The 18,969-nt window shown below is 69.1% G+C and carries 22 protein-coding genes, 2 tRNA genes and 1 pseudogene; 14 read left to right on the top strand and 11 right to left on the bottom strand.

From position 1 onward, the window contains the following. The first annotated feature begins 136 nt into the window (after window positions 1-136). The 3 genes from ACK4S2_RS04495 to ACK4S2_RS04485 are packed head-to-tail and all read left to right on the top strand — an operon-like array spanning window position 137 to window position 1,655. Window positions 137-724: an RNA polymerase sigma factor gene (locus ACK4S2_RS04495; RefSeq protein ID WP_409620851.1), complete on the top strand. Its 588-nt coding sequence runs from the start codon at window positions 137-139 to the stop codon at window positions 722-724. Then, window positions 714-1,121 carry a dihydroorotate dehydrogenase gene (locus ACK4S2_RS04490; protein ID WP_409620738.1) on the top strand — a complete coding sequence of 136 codons (408 nt, stop codon included), beginning with the start codon at window positions 714-716 and terminating at the stop codon, window positions 1,119-1,121. The genes ACK4S2_RS04495 and ACK4S2_RS04490 overlap by 11 nt, the downstream gene beginning before the upstream one ends. A gap of 3 nt (window positions 1,122-1,124) precedes the next feature. Further along, on the top strand, window positions 1,125-1,655 hold the full coding sequence (locus ACK4S2_RS04485) for a periplasmic heavy metal sensor (protein ID WP_409620736.1): 531 nt from the start codon (window positions 1,125-1,127) through the stop codon (window positions 1,653-1,655). Window positions 1,656-1,714: 59 nt separating this feature from the next. Here the strand turns inward: ACK4S2_RS04485 and ACK4S2_RS04480 are convergent. The 3 genes from ACK4S2_RS04480 to ACK4S2_RS04470 form a co-directional block, all read right to left on the bottom strand. Then, window positions 1,715-1,789: transfer RNA gene (locus ACK4S2_RS04480), tRNA-Gly, on the bottom strand. A 185-nt stretch (window positions 1,790-1,974) separates the two neighbouring features. Continuing rightward, window positions 1,975-2,049: transfer RNA gene (locus ACK4S2_RS04475), tRNA-Gly, on the bottom strand. A gap of 91 nt (window positions 2,050-2,140) precedes the next feature. Further along, entirely contained in the window at window positions 2,141-3,364 is a 1,224-nt protein-coding gene (locus ACK4S2_RS04470) for an MFS transporter (RefSeq protein WP_409620734.1), read from the bottom strand. A 280-nt stretch (window positions 3,365-3,644) separates the two neighbouring features. On the opposite strand from ACK4S2_RS04470, the gene ACK4S2_RS04465 reads away from it, so the two are divergent. Next, window positions 3,645-4,277, top strand: a complete 633-nt coding sequence (locus ACK4S2_RS04465) for an ATP-dependent Clp protease proteolytic subunit (protein ID WP_409620732.1) — start codon at window positions 3,645-3,647, stop codon at window positions 4,275-4,277. Between the two features lie 101 nt (window positions 4,278-4,378). Further along, entirely contained in the window at window positions 4,379-5,647 is a 1,269-nt protein-coding gene (gene clpX / locus ACK4S2_RS04460; protein ID WP_409620730.1) for an ATP-dependent Clp protease ATP-binding subunit ClpX, read from the top strand. 45 nt (window positions 5,648-5,692) lie between these two features. Here the strand turns inward: clpX and ACK4S2_RS04455 are convergent, their stop codons facing one another. Further along, window positions 5,693-6,019 (bottom strand): YnfA family protein, encoded by a 327-nt coding sequence (locus ACK4S2_RS04455; protein ID WP_409620848.1) that lies wholly within the window; start codon window positions 6,017-6,019, stop codon window positions 5,693-5,695. Between the two features lie 102 nt (window positions 6,020-6,121). Here ACK4S2_RS04455 and ACK4S2_RS04450 point away from each other — a divergent pair, with 102 nt between their 5' ends. Then, window positions 6,122-6,505, top strand: a complete 384-nt coding sequence (locus ACK4S2_RS04450; protein WP_409620728.1) for a RidA family protein — start codon at window positions 6,122-6,124, stop codon at window positions 6,503-6,505. On the opposite strand, the pseudogene ACK4S2_RS04445 reads toward ACK4S2_RS04450, so the two are convergent. Next, a pseudogene (locus ACK4S2_RS04445) lies at window positions 6,499-6,708 on the bottom strand (Hint domain-containing protein); the annotation flags it as partial. The gene ACK4S2_RS04450 and the pseudogene ACK4S2_RS04445 sit on opposite strands and share 7 nt — an antisense overlap. 599 nt (window positions 6,709-7,307) lie before the next feature. Between ACK4S2_RS04445 and ACK4S2_RS04440 the strand changes: the two are divergent. From ACK4S2_RS04440 to proB, 5 genes are all read left to right on the top strand, one after another. Next, on the top strand, window positions 7,308-7,682 hold the full coding sequence (locus ACK4S2_RS04440; RefSeq protein ID WP_409620726.1) for an NADH:ubiquinone oxidoreductase subunit NDUFA12: 375 nt from the start codon (window positions 7,308-7,310) through the stop codon (window positions 7,680-7,682). Further along, complete coding sequence (mlaD, locus tag ACK4S2_RS04435; RefSeq protein WP_409620724.1) at window positions 7,679-8,146, top strand: outer membrane lipid asymmetry maintenance protein MlaD; 468 nt, start codon at window positions 7,679-7,681, stop codon at window positions 8,144-8,146. The genes ACK4S2_RS04440 and mlaD overlap by 4 nt, the downstream gene beginning before the upstream one ends. Further along, window positions 8,143-8,496, top strand: coding sequence for a DUF2155 domain-containing protein (locus tag ACK4S2_RS04430; RefSeq protein ID WP_409620722.1), 354 nt, complete (start codon window positions 8,143-8,145; stop codon window positions 8,494-8,496). Before mlaD ends, ACK4S2_RS04430 begins: the two co-directional genes overlap by 4 nt. Before the next feature lie 61 nt (window positions 8,497-8,557). Next, complete coding sequence (gene obgE, locus ACK4S2_RS04425; protein ID WP_409620720.1) at window positions 8,558-9,586, top strand: GTPase ObgE; 1,029 nt, start codon at window positions 8,558-8,560, stop codon at window positions 9,584-9,586. Continuing rightward, on the top strand, window positions 9,574-10,692 hold the full coding sequence (gene proB / locus ACK4S2_RS04420; protein WP_409620718.1) for a glutamate 5-kinase: 1,119 nt from the start codon (window positions 9,574-9,576) through the stop codon (window positions 10,690-10,692). The genes obgE and proB overlap by 13 nt, the downstream gene beginning before the upstream one ends. 175 nt (window positions 10,693-10,867) lie before the next feature. On the opposite strand, the gene ACK4S2_RS04415 is transcribed toward proB, so the two are convergent. Continuing rightward, window positions 10,868-11,743, bottom strand: a complete 876-nt coding sequence (locus ACK4S2_RS04415) for a 3-hydroxybutyryl-CoA dehydrogenase (protein ID WP_409620716.1) — start codon at window positions 11,741-11,743, stop codon at window positions 10,868-10,870. A 165-nt stretch (window positions 11,744-11,908) separates the two neighbouring features. Here ACK4S2_RS04415 and ACK4S2_RS04410 point away from each other — a divergent pair, with 165 nt between their 5' ends. Beyond that, entirely contained in the window at window positions 11,909-12,736 is an 828-nt protein-coding gene (locus ACK4S2_RS04410) for a DUF6473 family protein (RefSeq protein ID WP_409620714.1), read from the top strand. A 90-nt stretch (window positions 12,737-12,826) separates the two neighbouring features. On the opposite strand, the gene ACK4S2_RS04405 is transcribed toward ACK4S2_RS04410, so the two are convergent. From ACK4S2_RS04405 to ACK4S2_RS04385, 5 genes are all read right to left on the bottom strand, one after another. Further along, window positions 12,827-13,738: an electron transfer flavoprotein subunit alpha/FixB family protein gene (locus tag ACK4S2_RS04405; RefSeq protein WP_409620712.1), complete on the bottom strand. Its 912-nt coding sequence runs from the start codon at window positions 13,736-13,738 to the stop codon at window positions 12,827-12,829. Further along, window positions 13,738-14,499: an electron transfer flavoprotein subunit beta/FixA family protein gene (locus ACK4S2_RS04400; RefSeq protein WP_409620710.1), complete on the bottom strand. Its 762-nt coding sequence runs from the start codon at window positions 14,497-14,499 to the stop codon at window positions 13,738-13,740. Before ACK4S2_RS04400 ends, ACK4S2_RS04405 begins: the two co-directional genes overlap by 1 nt. Window positions 14,500-14,632: 133 nt before the next feature. Next, a complete protein-coding gene (locus ACK4S2_RS04395; RefSeq protein ID WP_409620708.1) occupies window positions 14,633-15,205 on the bottom strand; it encodes a cob(I)yrinic acid a,c-diamide adenosyltransferase in 573 nt (190 codons plus the stop codon). Next, window positions 15,205-15,417 (bottom strand): twin transmembrane helix small protein, encoded by a 213-nt coding sequence (locus ACK4S2_RS04390; protein ID WP_409620706.1) that lies wholly within the window; start codon window positions 15,415-15,417, stop codon window positions 15,205-15,207. Before ACK4S2_RS04390 ends, ACK4S2_RS04395 begins: the two co-directional genes overlap by 1 nt. Window positions 15,418-15,642: 225 nt before the next feature. Next, a complete protein-coding gene (locus ACK4S2_RS04385) occupies window positions 15,643-17,241 on the bottom strand; it encodes a phosphoenolpyruvate carboxykinase (protein WP_409620704.1) in 1,599 nt (532 codons plus the stop codon). A gap of 338 nt (window positions 17,242-17,579) precedes the next feature. Between ACK4S2_RS04385 and ACK4S2_RS04380 the strand changes: the two genes are divergently transcribed. Both ACK4S2_RS04380 and ACK4S2_RS04375 read left to right on the top strand, forming a co-directional pair. Beyond that, complete coding sequence (locus tag ACK4S2_RS04380; protein WP_409620702.1) at window positions 17,580-18,281, top strand: response regulator; 702 nt, start codon at window positions 17,580-17,582, stop codon at window positions 18,279-18,281. Continuing rightward, a partial coding sequence (locus ACK4S2_RS04375) for a sensor N-terminal transmembrane domain-containing protein (RefSeq protein WP_409620700.1) occupies window positions 18,278-18,969 on the top strand: 692 nt, incomplete at its 3' end. The genes ACK4S2_RS04380 and ACK4S2_RS04375, both read left to right, overlap by 4 nt.

Raw genomic sequence — 18,969 nt, 5'->3', positions numbered from 1 at the left:
GGCGGCGGCCCCGTTGCGGGTTGCCGCCTTCGCGCGATGGTGCTGTTGCAAAGGTGCCCCCGGCAGTGATCCCGGCCATGCCATCCTTGCCATCCTTGCCATTCCCGCCGGCCCGCGACCGGGCAAAGGCGCCATGATGGCGCTCGATTCGGGCATGGCGGGCGCCTCCGACGCGGCGCTGCTGGCGCTCTATGCCGGCGGCGATGCGGCGGCGGCGCGCGAACTGGCGCGCCGGTTCCTGCCGCGCACGCTGGCCTATGCCCGGCGCATCCTCGGCGATGCCGCCGAGGCCGAGGACGTGGCGCAGGAGGCCATGCTGCGGCTGTGGCGCATGGCCCCCGGCTGGCGCAGCGGCGAGGCGCAGGTCTCCACCTGGCTGTGGCGGGTGGTGGCCAACCTGTGCACCGACCGGCTGCGGCGCCGGCGCGGCGGGGTGGGGCTCGACGACGTGCCAGACCCCGAAGATCCTGCCCCCAGCGCCGTGCAGGCGCTGGTGGCCGCCGACCGCGCCGCGGCGCTGGACCTCGCGTTGGCCGCCTTGCCCGACCGCCAGCGCCAGGCGGTGGTGCTGCGCCATCTGGAAGGTCTGCCGAACCCCGAGATCGCCGAGATCATGGGGATCGGCGTCGAAGCTGTGGAAAGCCTGACCGCGCGCGGCAAACGCGCGCTTGCCGCCCGGCTGTCCGGGCAACGCGAAGCCCTGGGGTATGACCATGACGACTGAACCGAAGCGCGACCCCGCCCCCGACGTCCTGCTGGACGATCTGTTCGCCGCTGCCCGCGCCGCGCCGCCGCAGCCGGTGCCCGATGCGCTGCTGGCGCGGGTGCTGGCCGATGCCGATGCGGCGATGCCGCGCCGCCCGCGGGCCTCCGCCCCGGCCGCCGCCTCTGCCCGGCCGGCACCGCCGGGGTGGCTCGCTGTGCTGGTTGCCGCCCTGGGCGGGCGCGGCGCGGTGGCCGGGCTTGCGGCCGCAGGGCTCGCCGGGGTCTGGATCGGCTTTGCCCAGCCGGCCGCCTTGCCCTTCGGCGCGCTGGCCGCCGACACCCCGCTGGAGCTTTACCCCGGCGATCCGGACCTTCTCGACCGGATCCTTGCCGCCGACCCCGCATCCGAAGGCTGACCCATGACCGAAACGCCGCCCCCCGCCCCCCTTGCCCCGGCCGCGGAAAAGCCGCGCCTGCCGAGGCGCATCCGCTGGTTGCTGATCGGCTCGCTCACGCTCAACCTGCTGGTGGTCGGGGTTCTGGCGGGGGCAGCGCTGCGCATGGCGGGGCCGGGGCACATGGCGCCTGCGGCCGCCGACCGCAGCCTGGGCTTCGGCCTGTGGTCGGGCGGGCTGGAACGCGGCGACCTGCGCGCCTTGCGCCAGCGCTTCGACGCGAGCGGCCTCGACCTGCGCCGCGCCCGCGCCGAAGACCGCGCCGACCGCGCCGCGCTGCTGGCGGCCTTGCGGGCGGAGCCGTTCGACCCTGCCGCCCTCGATGCCGTTGCGGCGCGCATGCGCGCCCGGATGCTGGAACGGCTGGACCTCGGGCAAGCATTGATGCGCGACCACATCGCCGCGATGACCCCCGAGGCCCGCCGCGCCTTTGCCGACCGGCTGGAACGCAGCTTTGCCCGCGGTCCGCAGCGTGGCGAGCGCCCGCCGCGCTGAACGGCAACGGGGGGCGGAAATGCGAACGGGCGCCCGCAAGGGCGCCCGTTTCGGTTTTCTGGAGCGGGCGATGAGATTCGAACTCACGACCCTAACCTTGGCAAGGTTATGCTCTACCCCTGAGCTACGCCCGCACTCCGTGGCGCGGGTGTTAGCCCAAGGTGCCGGCCGGTGCAAGAGGGCGCGCACGGGAATTTTCCCGCGCCGCGCCGGGCGATGCCGCCGGGGGCGCCGGATGCTGGCGAAGCGCCGGGCGGATATCGAAAGGGGGGGGTGCAAACGCGAACGGGCGCCCGCAAGGGCGCCCGTTTCGGTTTTCTGGAGCGGGCGATGAGATTCGAACTCACGACCCTAACCTTGGCAAGGTTATGCTCTACCCCTGAGCTACGCCCGCACTCCGTGGGCGGTGGATTAGCCCAAGGTGCCGGGCGGTGCAAGAGGGCGCAGGCGGATTTTTCGCACCCCCCCCGCGCGCCGCTGGCGGCTCAGGCCGCCTTGCCGCGCCCCATCAGCCAGATCAGCGCCGCCCCGGCCAAGATCAGGAAAGGCACCATCGCCAGGTTCACCAGCTCCCACCCCGCCTGGGGCGAGCCGCCCGAACAGTTCATCAACCCGCCCGAGGACAGCGACGCCATCGTCACCCCGCCGAACACGATCAGGTCGTTCAGCCCCTGCATCCGCCCTCGCTCGGCCGGGGTGTAAAGCCTGGCCAGCATCGTGGTCGCCCCGATGAAGCCGAAGTTCCAGCCCACCCCCAGCAGGATCAGCGCCAGGAAGAACTGTTCCAGCTGCACCCCCGACAGCGCCACCGCACCCGAAGCCGCCAGAATCGCCAGCCCGATCGCCACCACCTTGTCGGCCCCCAGCCGCGCGATGATGTGCCCGGTCACGAAGGACGGCGCATACATCGCCAGCACATGCGCCGTCACCACATCGGCCGCGTCGCCCTTGTCGAAGCCGCAGCCCACCACCGCCAGCGGCGACGAGGTCATCACCAGGTTCATCAGCGCGTAGGACACCGTGGCACAGATCACCGCCACCGCAATGGCCGGCGACTTCAGCAGTTCCAGCCGGCTGCGCCCGGTATCGGCGCCGGGCGCCGGCGGCACCGGGCGCGGGATCTTCAGCCCGGCGAACAGGAACATGCCGGCCGCGTTCAGCCCGATCACCGCCAGATAGGTGCCGAGAAAGGGGTAGACGAAGGCATCGGCCGTCACCTTCACCAGCTGCGGCCCGAGGATGGCCGACAGAAGCCCCCCCGCCATCACCCAGGAAATCGCCTTGGGCCGAAACGCCTCGGACGCGGTATCGGCCGCGGCAAAGCGGTAAAAGCCCTGCGCGCTCATGTAGATGCCGGTGAACAGCGCCCCCAGCACGAACAGCGGAAAGCTGGCGATGGTCAGCGCCCAGGCGCCGATCGCCGCCCCGACCATGCCGCCCACCGACCCGGCGACGAACCCCGCCCGCCGCCCGTGGCGCTGCATCAGCGCCGACAGCGGCGTGGCGCTCAGCATCGAGCCGATCACCGTGGCCGAAATCGGCAAGGTCGCCCAGCAGGGGTTCGAGGCCAGCGACTGCCCCGCCAGCCCCGCGATGGTGAAGATCATCGGCATCTGCGCGCCAAGGATCGCCTGCGCGGCGACCAGCACCCAGACATTGCGCCGGGCCAGCCGGTCGTCGAAGGCGGGGGGGGAGGATGCAAGGCTCATGCCGCATTGCTAGGCCCGCGCAGGCCCGGGCGCAAGCGGGCAAAGGTAGGCTGCGGCCAGCGGGCAGGGCGGGCAGGGGGGCTGCCGGCGCGGGGGGCATCGAGCCCCCGCTTGCCGGCGCTGACGCGGAATGCGGCCCCGCCGGCGCCCGGATGCCGCCGCGGGGGGCGCCACAGGAAAGTTCCCCCCCGGCCCTTGCGGGGGGGCGGGCGCCAAACTAAGACTCTGGCAAGGACCTGGTGGCATAGATCAGCGAAACATCCGAAGGCAGGCAAGACAGATGCGTGATCCGGCAGACTTCTACATGAACACCCTGGTGCCGATGGTGGTCGAACAGACCAGCCGGGGCGAACGGGCCTATGACATCTTCTCGCGCCTGCTCAAGGAACGCATCATCTTCCTGTCCGGCCCGGTGCACGACGGCATGTCGACCCTGATCGTGGCGCAGCTGCTGTTTCTGGAGGCGGAGAACCCGACCAAGGAAATCAGCATGTACATCAACAGCCCCGGCGGCGTCGTCACCTCGGGCCTGTCGATCTACGACACCATGCAGTACATCAAGCCGCGCGTCTCGACGCTGGTGGTGGGGCAGGCGGCGTCGATGGGCTCGCTCCTGCTGACGGCCGGCGAAAAGGGCATGCGCTTCAGCCTGCCCAATGCCCGCGTGATGGTGCACCAGCCTTCGGGCGGCTATCAGGGCCAGGCCACCGACATCATGATCCATGCGCGCGAGACGCAGAAGCTGAAGGACCGGCTGAACCAGATCTACGTCAAGCACACCGGCCAGGACATCGCCACGGTCGAGGCCGCGCTGGAGCGCGATAACTTCATGTCCGCCGAAGATGCCAGGGCCTGGGGCCTGATCGACGAAATCGTGGACAGCCGCGGCAAGGCCGACCCGGCCGCGAAGTGATCGCCGGGCGCCGCCCCGGCGGCGATTAGGCGTTGTGATGCGCACGGCCCTTCCGTAATCTTGCGGGCGGGACTGACGGACAGGCGATAGGAACGGAACGCATGGCTAGCAATTCGGGCGACAGCAAGAACACCCTCTACTGCTCGTTCTGCGGCAAGAGCCAGCATGAGGTGCGCAAGCTGATCGCGGGGCCGACCGTGTTCATCTGCGACGAATGCGTCGAGCTGTGCATGGACATCATCCGCGAGGAAACCAAGACCTCCGGCCTCAAGACCGCCGACGGCGTCCCCACCCCGCGCGACATCGCCAAGGTGCTGGACGATTACGTCATCGGCCAGGACCGCGCCAAGCGCGTGCTCTCGGTCGCAGTGCACAACCATTACAAGCGGCTCAACCACACCGGCGGCAAGTCGGGCGATGTGGAACTGTCCAAGTCCAACATCCTGCTGATCGGCCCCACCGGCACCGGCAAGACCCTGCTTGCGCAAACGCTCGCGCGCATCCTCGACGTGCCGTTCACGATGGCCGATGCCACCACCCTGACCGAGGCCGGTTACGTGGGCGAGGATGTGGAAAACATCATCCTCAAGCTGTTGCAGGCCTCGGAATACAACGTCGAACGCGCGCAGCGCGGCATCGTCTACATCGACGAGGTGGACAAGATCACCCGCAAGTCGGACAATCCCAGCATCACCCGCGATGTCTCGGGCGAAGGCGTGCAGCAGGCGCTTCTGAAGATCATGGAAGGCACCGTTGCCTCCGTGCCGCCGCAAGGCGGGCGCAAGCACCCGCAGCAGGAATTCCTGCAGGTGGACACGACCAACATCCTGTTCATCTGCGGCGGCGCCTTCGCGGGGCTGGAAAAGATCATCGCGCAGCGCCACAAGGGCACCTCGATCGGCTTCGGGGCCGAGGTCAAGGCCCCCGACGCCCGCGGCGTGGGCGAACTGTTCCTCGAACTCGAACCCGAAGACCTGCTGAAATTCGGCCTGATCCCCGAATTCGTCGGCCGCCTGCCGGTCATCGCCACGCTCACCGATCTGGACGAGGCCGCGCTGGTCACCATCCTGACCGAGCCGAAGAATGCGCTGGTCAAGCAATACCAGAAGCTGTTCGAGATCGAGGGCGTCAAGCTGACCTTCGCGCCCGACGCGCTGACCGCCATCGCCCGGCGCGCCATCAAGCGCAAGACCGGCGCCCGCGGCCTGCGCTCGATCATGGAAGACATCCTGCTCGACACCATGTTCGAACTCCCCGGCATGGGCGGCGTGCACGAGGTGGTGGTGAACGAAGAGGTGGTGAACGGCACCGCCAAGCCCTTGCTGGTGCACGCCGAACGCAAGAAAAAGGAAACCGCCTCGGCCGGCTGAGGCGGCAGGCGGGGCGGGCTTCGGGGGGGCGCCCCTTTTGCCTGTTCAGCCGCCCCGCGGCGCCCACAGGATGATCGCCGCCCCGATCAGGCACAACCCGGCCCCGGCCAGATCCCGGGGGTCGGGGCGCTGCCCCTCCATCGCCCACAGCCAGATCAGCGAGGCGGCGATGTAGACCCCGCCATAAGCGGCATAGCTGCGCCCCGCCGCATCGGCCGGCGATTGCGCCAGCAGCCAGCCAAAGGCCGCCAGCGACGCCATCCCCGGCAAAAGCCACCAGACCGGCTTGTCCAGCCGCGCCCAGGCCCAAAAGGCAAAACAGCCGGCAATCTCGGCCAGCGCCGCCGCCGCATAGATCGGAATCGCCTGCATCCGCGCCTGCCCTTTCGCCTGCCGCCGCGCCACCCTTGCGCGCCGCGGCGCGATGCGCAAGCCTGCGCGCACCCGACCTGCCGACAACCGAAAGGGCCTGCCTTGCGCCGTCTCATCTCCTCCGGCTCCAGTTTCGAAGCGACCATCGGCTATTCCCGCGCCGTGGTGCAAGACGGCTGGGTCTTCGTGGCCGGCACCACCGGCTACGACTACGCCACCATGACCCTGCCCGAAGGGGTGGAGGACCAGTGCCGCAACGCGCTGGCTACGGTGGCGCAGGTGCTGGACCAGGCGGGCAGCAGCCTCGATCACGTGGTGCGCGTCACCTACATCCTGCCCGACCGCGCCGAGTTTCCGCGGCTCTGGCCGCAGCTTTCGGCCGCCTTCGGCACCGCCCGCCCCGCCGCCACCATGATCGAGGCGCGGCTGATGGAAGACGCCATGCGATTCGAGATCGAGGTCACAGCCCGCGTCGCCGCCGGCTGACCGGCCTCCGGCCGGATTGCGCACCGGGCGCAGCCGGGGCTCGCGCGGCTGTGCATCAGGTTCCACCCGGCGCGCGCCCACCCACAGCAGCGGCATCGGCCCGCGGGCGGCGTCAGCACCCGGTCGCCCGGCCGCAACTGCTCGACCGGCACGGGGCCGTTCGGCGTGGCCACCCGCGCCCCGGCGCCCGGGCAGATCGGCATCGGATCGGGCAGCGCAAAGCCCAGGCCCGGGTTCAGGCCGAAGCCGATCAGCAGCCCCGACAACAGCGGCGGCCCGTTGGGGAAATGCACGAACACCTGGTCGCCCGCCTTGAAGGCCACCGCCGGCACCGCCAGCAGCGGCAGCCCCAACAGCGTGAAGGTCTGCGCCGTGCCCTTGCCGATGTATTCCGGCGGCAGGGCAGGGCCCCCGTCGATGGCGGCGGTGGCCACGCCGTCGCTGGCCTGGTCCAGCACCTCGTCGTCGTTGACGATGGTGGCCGACAGCGGCCCCGACCCGAAGTTGAGCACGCTGACATTCAGCAACCCCCCGGTCTGCAACGACAAGAGGCCGGCGGTGTAAAGACAGACGCTTCCGATGGTAGCGGTAACCGTCCTGACCGCACTTCCGTTCCCGGCACAACACATTGCCGCCCGGAACGATTCCGCACCCGGACCGAAAGGTCGGCCTGTGCAACAATCTTGAAAATCTTGTGGCACGCATCCGCCGGCCTTGCGCCTTGCGGCGTCAACTCGCCGCTGGACCTCGGCGCGCCCTTGCGCCATATGGAAACCATCCGCACGCGCTAGGAGAGTCTCTCGTGAAGTTCCTGCTCAGCTTTCTGACCTGGTGGAACGGCCAGACCCTGAACACCCGCTTCCATACCTGGCGCCACGGGGTCAAGGTCGGCGAGGATGCGCAAGGCAACACCTTCTACCGCTCGCGCGACGGCAAGAAGCGCTGGGTGATCTACAACGGCGAAATCGAGGCCAGCCGCATCTCGCCCGAGTGGCACGGCTGGCTGCACCACACCTGGGACGCGCCCCCCACCGAACAGCCGCTGCGCCGCAAGGCCTGGGAAAAGCCGCATCAGGAAAACCTGACCGGCACCCCCGCCGCCTATGCGCCCCCCGGCTCGATCCGCCGCGCCGCCCCGGTGGAGCGCCGCGATTACGAGGCCTGGCAGCCCGAATGAACGAGAACGCCACCGAAGTCGCCGTCGGCGGCGCGGTTCTGGCCGTGGCCATCGGCTTTCTGGTCTATGCCGCGCAGGCCACCGGGCTCGGCGCGCCCGCCGGCAGCTACGAACTGCGCGCCGCCTTCCGATCGGTCGAAGGCGTCAAGCTCGGCACCGACGTGCGCATGGCCGGCGTCAAGGTCGGCACCGTCACCGGCCTGTCGCTGAACCCCGACACCTTCATGGCCGAAGCCCGCTTTACCGTGCGCGACGGCATTCTTCTGCCCGACGACAGCACCGTGCTGATCTCCTCCGAGGGGCTGCTCGGCGGCAACTTCGTCGAGATCACGCCCGGCGGTTCCCCCTTCAACCTCCAGCCCGGCGCCGAGATCGAAGACACCCAGGGCGCCGTCAGCCTCACCACGCTGCTGATGAAGTTCGTCGGCGGCGCGGCCGGCGATGCGCTGAAAGCCGGCGAATGATTCGCGCGGCCCTGGCGCTGCTCTTGCTGGCCTTGCCCGCGCAGGCCCAGCCGATCCTTGAGGCCCCCGGCGCGCAGCTGCGCTGGCTCGACCGCCTGTCGGGCGAAACCGCCGATATCGAGCTGTCGCGCGGCCAGTCGGCGGTCTGGGGGCGGCTTTCGGTGCAGCTCAACGCCTGCCGCTACCCCGAGGACAACCCCACCGGCGAGGCTTTTGCCCACCTCACCGTGCGCGATTCTCTGCTGGATGCCACCGTGTTCTCGGGCTGGATGGTCGCCTCCAGCCCGGCGCTCTCGGCGCTCGACCATGCGCGCTACGATGTCTGGGTGCTGCGCTGCCTGACGGAATAGCATTGAGGCCGGGGCCCCCGATGCGCTAAAGCGGGGCCCGGACCCTGAAAGGACCAGACCGATGAAGTTCCTCGACCTTGCCAAGGTCTACATCCGCTCGGGCGGCGGCGGGGCGGGCTGCGTGTCGTTCCGGCGCGAAAAGTTCGTCGAGTTCGGCGGCCCCGACGGCGGCGATGGCGGCAACGGCGGCTCGGTCTGGGCCGAGGCGGTCGAAGGGCTCAACACCCTGATCGACTTCCGCTACCAGCAGCATTTCTTCGCCAAGTCCGGCCAGCCCGGCATGGGCAGCCAGCGCACCGGCAAATCCGGCGACGACATCGTGCTGCGCGTGCCCGTGGGCACCGAGATTCTGGACCAAGACGAGGAAACCCTCATCGCCGACCTGACCGAACCCGGCCAGCGCGTGCTGCTGGCGCAAGGCGGCAACGGCGGCTGGGGCAACCTGCGCTTCAAGTCCTCCACCAACCGCGCCCCGGCCCGCGCCAACCCCGGCCAGGAAGGGGTCGAGCGCACGATCTGGCTGCGGCTCAAGCTCATCGCCGATGCAGGGCTGCTGGGCCTGCCCAACGCCGGCAAGTCCACCTTCCTTGCCGCCACCTCGAACGCGCGGCCCAAGATCGCCGACTACCCCTTCACCACGCTGGTGCCCAACCTCGGGGTGGTGGGGATCGACGGCAAGGAATTCGTCATGGCCGACATTCCCGGCCTGATCGAAGGCGCCTCCGAAGGCCGCGGTCTGGGCGACCAGTTCTTGGCCCATGTCGAACGCTGCGCGGTGCTCCTGCATCTGGTCGATGGCACCTCCTCCACCATCACCCGCGATTACCGCACCATCATCGCCGAGCTCGATGCCTACGGCCACGGCCTGGCCGACAAGCCGCGCATCACCGCCATCAACAAGATCGACGCGATCGACCCGAAAACCCTGTCCTCCCGCCGCCGCGCGCTGGAAAAGGCCAGCGGGGACAAGGTCTTTGCCATTTCCGGCGCCACCGGCCAGGGCCTGCCCGAGGTGCTGCGCGCCCTGATGGCCGCCATCCGGGCCGACCGCGCCACCCCCGAGGACGACACCGGATCATGGCGGCCCTGACCCCCCCCGACATCGCCCGCGCCCGCCGGCTGGTCGTCAAGATCGGCTCTGCCCTGCTGGTCGATCGCACCACCGGCCTGCGCGGCGACTGGCTGCGCGGCCTGGCCGAGGATGTGGCCGCCGCCCGCGCCCGCGGGGCCGACGTGATCCTCGTCTCCTCCGGCTCCATCGCGCTCGGCCGCCGCGTGCTGGGCCTGCCCGACGGCGCGCTGCCGCTGGAACAGTCGCAGGCCGCCGCCGCCGTCGGCCAGATCCGCCTGGCCCGCGCCTACGAGGAGGCTCTGGTGCCGCACGGGCTCAAGGCCGCGCAGGTACTGGTCACGCTCGAAGACACCGAGGACCGCCGCCGCTACCTCAACTCCCGCGCCACCCTCGCCACGCTGCTGTCGCTGGGCGTGGTGCCGATCGTGAACGAAAACGACACGGTGGCCACCGACGAAATCCGCTTCGGCGACAACGACCGCCTCGCCGCCAACATCGCCGTCACCGTGGGCGCCGATCAGCTGGTGCTCCTGTCGGATGTCGACGGTTTCTATTCCGCCAACCCCAAGACCGACCCCACCGCCCGCCGCTTCGACGTGATCGACCACATCACCCCCAAGATCGAGGCGATGGCCGGCGACCCGGTTTCGGGCCTCTCCAAGGGCGGGATGAAGACCAAGCTGATGGCGGCGAAAACCGCCGTCGCCGGCGGCTGCGCGATGGCGATCATGGAAGGCTCCACCTACCGCCCGCTTGCCGCGCTGGCGCAAGGCGCGCCGCGCACCTGGTTCCTGCCGGCAGGCGACCCGCAGGCCGCGCGCAAGCGCTGGATCGCGGCGATGAAGCCGCGCGGCACCGTCACCGTCGATCCCGGCGCCGTCGCGGCGCTGCACGCGGGCAAGTCGCTGCTGCCCGCCGGCGTGCGCAGCGTCTCGGGCCGCTTCGGCCGGGGCGAGCCCGTCACCATCGCCGGCCCCGCGGGCGAGGATCTGGGCAAGGGCCTGATCCGCTACACCTCCGACGAAACCCGCGCCATCGCCGGCCACCGCAGCGCGGAAATCGAAGGCATCCTCGGCTACCCCGGCCGCACCGTGCTCATCCACCGCGACGACATGGCGGTCTGACGCCGCCCCCCCGCCGGCGCAACACCGGCACGGCGACCCGTCCCCCCGGCCGCTTCACGCCCTCGGCCGTTTCACCTTGTGCTAATATCCTGCGGGGGGTGCGGGGGGTGCAAAACCCCCCGCGCCGCCGCCGGCCCCCCGCGCCGCCGCCGGCCCCCCGCGCCGCCGCCGGCCCTCAGCGCGTCGGCACCGGCTCCGGGCCGCGATAGTCGTAAAAGCCCCGCTTGGTCTTGCGGCCCAGCCAGCCGGCTTCCACGTATTTCGTCAGCAGCGGGCAAGGGCGGTATTTCGTATCCGCCAACCCGTCATGCAGCACGTTCATGATCGCCAGGCAGGTGTCCAGCCCGATGAAATCGGCCAGTTCCAGCGGCCCCATCGGGTGGTTCGCGCCCAGCTTCAGCGACTGGTCGATGCTGCGCACGTTGCCCACGCCTTCATACAGCGCATAGACCGCCTCGTTGATCATCGGGATCAGCACGCGGTTGACGATGAAGGCCGGGAAATCCTCGGCGCTCGCCGCGGTCTTGCCCAGGCGCTGCACCACGCCCAGGAGGGTCTGATAGGTCGCCTCGTCGGTGGCGATGCCGCGGATCAGCTCGACCAGCTGCATCACCGGCACGGGGTTCATGAAGTGAAAGCCCATGAACTTTTCGGGGCGGTCGGTGCGCGCCGCAAGTCGGGTAATGGAAATCGACGAGGTGTTCGAGGTCAGGATGGTCTGCGGCCCCAGATGCGGCGCCAGTGTTTCGAAGATCTGGTGCTTCACCGTCTCGCGCTCGGTTGCCGCCTCGATGATCAGGTCCAGCGGGCCAAGCTCGGCCAGGTTCAGCGTGGTGCGGATGCGCGCCATCGCCTCGGCCTTGGCTTCGGGCGTGATCTTGCCGCGCGCGACCTGGCGTTCGATGTTGCGGTCGATCAGCGCCACCGCATCGGCCAGCGCCTGTTCGCTGATGTCGGTCAGCAGCACGTCATATCCTGCCAGGGCAAAGACATGCGCAATCCCGTTGCCCATCTGGCCGGCGCCGACCACGCCCACGCTGCGAATGTCCATGCACCCCTCCCTTGTCCGACCGCCGCCCGACCTTATGCCGGTGCCGCGCGCCAGCGCAAGGCCGCATCGCGCCGCGCCGGAAAACCCGTGCAATTCTAACCCTTAACCGCTCCCTTACCCTGGCGTGGCAGGCTGGGGTCGGGTGACTTGACCTGGGTGGGTGACATGACATGCGAACTTCCCGGCGCGGGGGCGCTGGACTATTTCCCATGCCGCTACGGGGCGGCGCGGCTGGTGTTTCGCGGGCCCTGGCGGGCGGTGCGGCCGGGTTACAGCGTGGCGCTCGGCGGGGCGGCCACCTATGGCCGCTTCGTGGCCCGCCCTTGGCCGCAGCTGCTGGAACAGGCCTCGGGGCAGATGGTGCTGAACCTCGGCGTGCCGCAGGCCGGCCCCGATGCCTGGCTGGCCGAGCCCGAGGTGCTGAGCCTTGCCGCCCGCGCCCGGCTGCGCTTTCTGGCGGTGCCCGGGGCGGTCAACCTTTCCAACCGCTTCTACACCGTGCATCCGCGCCGCAACGACCGCTTCCTGCGCGCCAGCCCTGCCTTGCAGCGGCTTTACCCCGAAATCGACTTCACCGATTTCGCCTTCACCCGGCACCTGCTGCGCGTGCTGGCCGGCCACGGCGCCCCGCGCTTTGCCGAACTGGCGCGCGGGCTGTCGCAAGCCTGGCTCGACCGCATGGGCCAGCTCATGGCCGCGCTCAAGGGGCCCACGGTGCTGGTGTGGTTTGCCGACCGTCCGCCGCCCTTGCCCGACGATCCGCCCGACCTCGCGCAAGGCGCGCCGCTGCTGGTGGACCGCATGATGCTCACCGCCTTGCGCCCGCATCTGGCCGGCCTGGTCGAAGTCGTCCACCCCGATTGCGCGGGCAGCGCCGAAGGCAAGTCCTTCGCCCCGCTCGAGGCGCCGGCGGCCCTGTCGCTTCCCGGGCCTTCGGCGCATCAGGCGCTGGCCGATGCGCTGCTGCCCTGGCTGCGGCAAGGGGCGCATTAGGCCAAAGGGGCAGGGCCCCGCCGGCCCCGCCCCCCCTTAGGCAAAAGGGGCAGGGCCCCGCCCCCCCCCTTCAATCCCTTGCCGCCGGCCTTACAGCTTGGCGGTCAGCTCCGGCACGACGGCGAACAGGTCGCCCACCAGGCCATAGTCGGCGACCTGAAAGATCGGTGCCTCCTCGTCCTTGTTGATGGCGACGATGACCTTGCTGTCCTTCATCCCCGCCAGGTGCTGGATGGCCCCCGAGATGCCGACGGCCACATACAGCTGCGGCGCCACCACCTTGCCGGTCTGGCCCACCTGCCAGTCGTTCGGCGCATAGCCACTGTCCACCGCCGCGCGGGATGCGCCCACCGCGGCGCCCAGCTTGTCGGCCAGCTTCTCGATGATGTCGAAGCTTTCCTTCGACCCCACGCCGCGCCCGCCCGACACCACGATCCTGGCCGAGGTCAGCTCCGGCCGGTCGGAGGCCGCCACCTTGTCCTCCACCCAGGACGACAGGGCCGAGGCCTTGGGCGCCACCGCCTCGACCGGGGCCGAACCGCCCATACCGGCGGCGGCAAAGGCCGCGGTGCGCACGGTGAACACCTTTTTCGCGTCCGACGACTTCACCGTCTGGATGGCGTTGCCGGCATAGATCGGGCGCTCGAACGTGTCGGCATCGACCACGGCCGTCACATCGGTCAGCACCATCACATCCAGCAGCGCGGCCACGCGGGGCAGCACGTTCTTGGCATAGGCGGTGGCGGCGGCGGCAATGTGGCTGTAGCCGCCGGCGAGGCTCACCACCAGGTCGGCCAGCCCTTCGGCCAGGCCGTGGCCGGCGTCCTCGGCATGCAGCACCTTGGCGGCGCCTTGCAGCTTCGCTGCTTCGGCCGCCGCCGCCGCGGGGCCTGCCACCAGCAGATGCACCTCGCCCAAACCGGCCACCGCCGTCAGGGTCTTGGCCACGGCATCGGTCGCCAGCTGGCCCCCGTTCACATCGGCAATCAGCAGAACAGCCATCACAGAACCCCCGCCTCGTCTTTCAGTTTCGCAATCAGCTCATCGACCGAGCCGACCTTGACGCCCGCCTTGCGGCCTGCCGGCTCCACGGTCTTCAGCACGGTCAGCCGCGGGGTGACATCGACGCCGTAATCGGCGGCGGTCTTTTCCTCCAGCGGCTTCTTCTTGGCCTTCATGATGTTGGGCAAGCTGGCATAACGCGGCTCGTTCAGCCGCAGGTCGGCCGAGATCACCGCCGGCAGGCTGACCTGAATGGTCTGCAACCCGCCGTCCACCTCGCGGGTGACGGTGGCCTTGCCGTCGGCCACGGCGATTTCGCTGGCAAAGGTCGCCTGCGCCCAGCCCAGCAGCGCGGCCAGCATCTGGCCGGTCGCGTTCATGTCGTTGTCGATGGCCTGCTTGCCGGTGATGATTAGGCCGGGTTCCTCGGCGCGTGCCACCGCGGCCAGCAGCTTGGCCACCGCCAGCGGCTCGATGTCCTGGTGCACGTCCGACGCCGCCTCGATCAGGATGGCGCGGTCCGCCCCCATGGCCAGCGCCGTGCGCAGGGTTTCCTGCGCCTGCTTCACGCCGATCGACACCACCACGATTTCCGACGCGACGCCCTTTTCCTTCAGCCGGATCGCTTCTTCCACCGCGATCTCGTCAAAGGGGTTCATCGACATCTTGACGTTCGCCAGATCGACGCCCGATCCGTCCGCCTTCACGCGAACCTTCACGTTATAGTCGATCACGCGCTTGACAGGCACCAACACCTTCATCGGCAGCACTCTCCCATCCATCCGCGCGGGCGGGGCCGCGCCATTGCATCCTCGGCTGTGTTAGCTGTTCTGCACCTGCGAGAACAGTGCGGATTCGACATGATTTCATGCCGCGACGTCGCGTTTTCCGCTGCTAGCGCGTCAACCCCGGCACCCACAGCACATCGCTGCGGCCGTCGTCGTTGGCGATGCGGCCGGCCACAAAGAACCAGTCCGACAGGCGATTGAGGTATTTCACCGCCTCCGGGTTCACCGCCTCCATCGTGGCCAGTTCCACCACCAGCCGCTCGGCGCGCCGGCAGACGGTGCGGCACAGGTGCAGTTGCGCCGCCAGCACCGACCCGCCAGGCAGGATGAAGCTGCGCAGGGGCTCCAGCCGCGCGTTCATCGCGTCGATCTCGCGCTCCAGCCGCTCGACCTGGCCTTCGGTCATGCGCAGGGGGGTATAGGGCAGGGTGGCATCCAGGTGCATGTCGGGGGTGCACAGGTCGGCGCCCAGGTCGAACAGGTCGTTCGAGATGCGTTTCAACGCCGCGTCCATCTCGTCTTGCGCATGCAGGCGTGCGAGGCCCACGGTGGCGTTGGTCTCGTCCACCGTGCCATAGGCGCTGACGCGGATGGAATGCTTGGCCACCCTTGCGCCGTTGCCCAGGGCGGTTTCGCCGGCATCGCCGGTCTTGGTGTAGATTTTCGACAGGACGACCATCAGTTCCCCCAGGTGTGCCGGATGTAGACAAAGCCCACGATCAGCGCCACGGCGACGAACTGGGCATAGATGCGATACCGCATCAGGCGGTTGGCATGCTTGCGGTTGAACTCGCCCCCCCGGGCAAAGCCGCCGATGCCGATCATCAGGATCACCAGCACCACCAGCGAGGCGCCGGCAGCCAGCAGGAACAGCGGATCGTCGCGCAGCATGACATTCTCCTTGCGGGTCTGCGCCGGATGTAGCCCATCGCGGGCCAAAGGAAAAACCCCCGCGCCGGTAATTTTTCGCAAGGCTTCGGCCGGGGCTGTGGCGGGCAGAGGTTAACGCCGGGTAAAAACGAAAGGCCAAGCCATTGAAATGGCTTGGCCCGTGTCATGTCCCTCGCAGGGACAGGGGGGGCAGGCCCTCTGCGCCCCGCTGTCGTCAGGCCGGCCTCAGCCGATGGCGGCGGCGCGGACCTCGTCGTCGATATGGGCGACATACTGGGCGAAGTTCTTCGAGAACATGCCGATCAGTTTCGCCGCCTGCGCGTCATAGGCGGCCGGGTCGGCCCAGGTGCTGCGCGGGTCCAGCAGCGCGGCATCCACGCCCGACACCGCCACCGGCACCTCGAACCCGAAGTTGGGGTCCTTGCGGAAGGTCGCACTGTTGAGCGAGCCGTCCAGCGCCGCGGTCAGCAGCGCGCGGGTGGCCTTGATCGGCATGCGCCTGCCGGTGCCGTAGGCGCCCCCCGTCCAGCCGGTGTTGACCAGCCAGCAGGTGGCACCGTGCTGGCGGATCTTTTCCTGCAGCAGCTTGCCATAGACTTCGGGGCGGCGCGGCATGAAGGGCGCGCCGAAGCAGGTGGAGAAGGTCGGCGTCGGCTCGGTCACGCCACGCTCGGTCCCGGCGGTCTTGGCGGTGAAACCCGACAGGAAGTGATACATCGCCTGCGCCGGGGTCAGCCGCGCGATGGGCGGCAGCACGCCGAAGGCGTCGCAGGTCAGCATGATGACGTTCTTCGGATGCCCGCCCAGCCCGGTGTGCGAGGCGTTGGAAATGTAATCCAGCGGATAGGCGCAGCGGGTGTTTTCCGTCAGGCTGCTGTCGGCGAAATCCAGCTCCAGCGTATCGGGATCGTAGACCATGTTCTCCACCACCGTGGCGAAACGGTGGGTGGTGGCGTAGATCTCCGGCTCGGCTTCGGGCGACAGGTTGATGGTCTTGGCATAGCAGCCGCCTTCGAAGTTGAAGGTGCCCGTGTCCGACCAGCCGTGTTCGTCATCCCCGATCAGCACCCGCCCCGGGTCGGCCGACAGCGTGGTCTTGCCGGTGCCCGACAGCCCGAAGAACACCGCCGTCTCCGCAGGGTTCCCCGGCGCGTGGTTGGCCGAGCAGTGCATCGGCATGATGCCCTTTTCCGGCAGCAGGTAGTTCAGCAGCGTGAACACCGACTTCTTGTTCTCGCCCGCATAGGCCGTGTTGCCGATCAGGATCAGCTTGCGGTCGAAGTTCAGCGCGATCACCGTTTCCGTGCGGCAACCGTGGCGCGCCGGGTCGGCCTTGAAGCCGGGGCAGTTGATGACCGTCCATTCCGGCACGAAGCTGTCGAGCTCGGCCCGCGCGGGGCGGCGCAGCAGATGGCGGATGAACAGGTTGTGCCAGGCCAGCTCCGTCACCATCCGCACGTCCAGCCGGTTGGCCGGGTCGGCGCCGGCATAGAGATCCTGCACGAAATAGTCGCGCCCCTTCATGTGGGCGGTCATGTCCTCGTACAGCCGGTCGAAGGCCTCGGGCGCCATCGGGGCGTTGTTTTCCCACCAGATGGTGTTTTCCACCGACGGCGTGCGCACCACGAACTTGTCCTTGGGCGAACGCCCCGTGAATTGCCCGGTCGAGACGAGAAACGCCCCCCCCAGCCCCAACCGCCCTTCGCCGCGCGACACCGCCGCATCGACCAGCGCCGGTTCGATCAGGTTGTAATAGACGTTGCCAAGCCCGTGCAGACCTTGGGTTTCCAGAGTATGGGCCGGGTTCACGCGTCCATGATCCATGTGCAGGCTCCGTGCCGTCGGGGCGGCATTGCATAGATTCCGATGACGGCGCCGTGAATGAAACAATGTTGCGCCGATCGCGCCGGAAGGGGCGATGGGCGCGCTATAGCACGTCGGCTCGGACATGTAACAGGACAGTTGGGCGCAGTTAGCGCAACCAAGGTCGGTTTAGCGCAACCACCCGGATCACTGCGGCAATTTAGCCATTGGTTGAGGATTTTTTGGTCTTCTGGGCGACATCCGGGCGGGTGATTCGCAGTTGGCTGTTGATTCAAAACGGCGAAAGGCAGAGAATGTGGCAAAAAGCAGGCATAACGAGCAGTACAAGGACAGCGCCCATGTCGAGGATCGCCCTCGTTGACGATGACCGCAATATTCTGACCTCCGTTTCCATGACGCTCGAAGCCGAAGGTTTCGAGGTCGAGACCTACAACGACGGGCAAAGCGCCCTCGATGCCTTCAACCGGCGCCTGCCCGACATGGCGGTGCTCGACATCAAGATGCCCCGCATGGACGGCATGGACCTGCTGCAACGCCTGCGGCAGAAGACCAACATGCCGGTGATCTTCCTCACCTCCAAGGACGACGAGATCGACGAGGTGTTGGGCCTGCGCATGGGCGCCGACGACTATGTGAAAAAGCCCTTCAGCCAGCGGCTGCTGGTCGAACGCATCCGCGCGCTGCTGCGCCGGCAGGAGGCGATCGCCACCGGCGATCTGCCGGCGGCCGACGAATCCAAGGTGCTGGAGCGCGGCCACCTGCGCATGGACCCGCTGCGCCACGCGGTGACCTGGAAGGGGCGGGACGTGGCGCTGACGGTGACGGAGTTCCTGCTGCTGCAGGCGCTGGCGCAACGCCCCGGCTTCGTGAAGTCGCGCGACCAGCTGATGGACGTGGCCTATGACGACCAGGTCTATGTCGACGACCGCACCATCGACAGCCATGTGAAGCGCCTGCGCAAGAAGATGCGCGCCGTCGATCCCGATTTCTCGGCGATCGAGACGCTGTATGGCATCGGCTACCGCTACAACGAAGAATGACCCTCGCGCCCCGCGTCGATCTGCAGAACAGCGAACCTGCGCCGACCCGGGCGCAAGGCCCCGTCGTGCTGGGCGAAGACTGGACCGGCCCGGAAACCGCCACCGACCCCGGCCTGCGCGCCCGGCGCCGCAGGCGGGGGCTGGTGTCGCTCAACACCTCGCCGCTGGCGCGCAAGATCGTGGTGTTCAACCTGCTGGCGCTGCTGGTGCTGGTGGCGGGCGTGCTGTTTCTCAACCCGTTCCGCGACAGCCTGGTCATGCAGCGCGAGGCGGCGCTGGTCACCGAGGCGCGCCTGATCGCCAACGCGGTCGAGGCGCGCATGCCGCAGGTGGCCGGCCCCTTGCAGAACGCGCCGAGCCAGGGCGCCGTGGCCGCACTGGCGCTGGCCCGCATCGAGGTGTCGCCGGGCACGGTGCTGCGGGTCTACGACCGCAACGGCCAGGTCATCGCCGAAACCGTGGGCCAGGCGCGCGACGGCGCCTTTCCGATGGACCCGGTGGCACAGCCGCGCAACACGTTTCTGACCGACCTGCTGAACGGCGTGTGGTCGGGCGTCTCGCGCCTGGTGCCGGGCAGCCGGCCGGCGGCGACGCCGCCGGATGCCGCCGCCGTGTCGGCCGACCTGGTGGCGGCGGCCCGCGAAGGGCGCACCCGGGTGCGCGCCAGCGAGGATGCCGGCGGCAACAC

The sequence above is a fragment of the Gemmobacter sp. genome (genome assembly GCF_046292685.1).
In the GTDB taxonomy this organism is placed as follows: Bacteria; Pseudomonadota; Alphaproteobacteria; order Rhodobacterales; family Rhodobacteraceae; genus Wagnerdoeblera.
The sequence above is the reverse complement of the archived record's forward strand: the minus strand, read 5'-3'. Positions and strand labels throughout refer to the sequence as shown.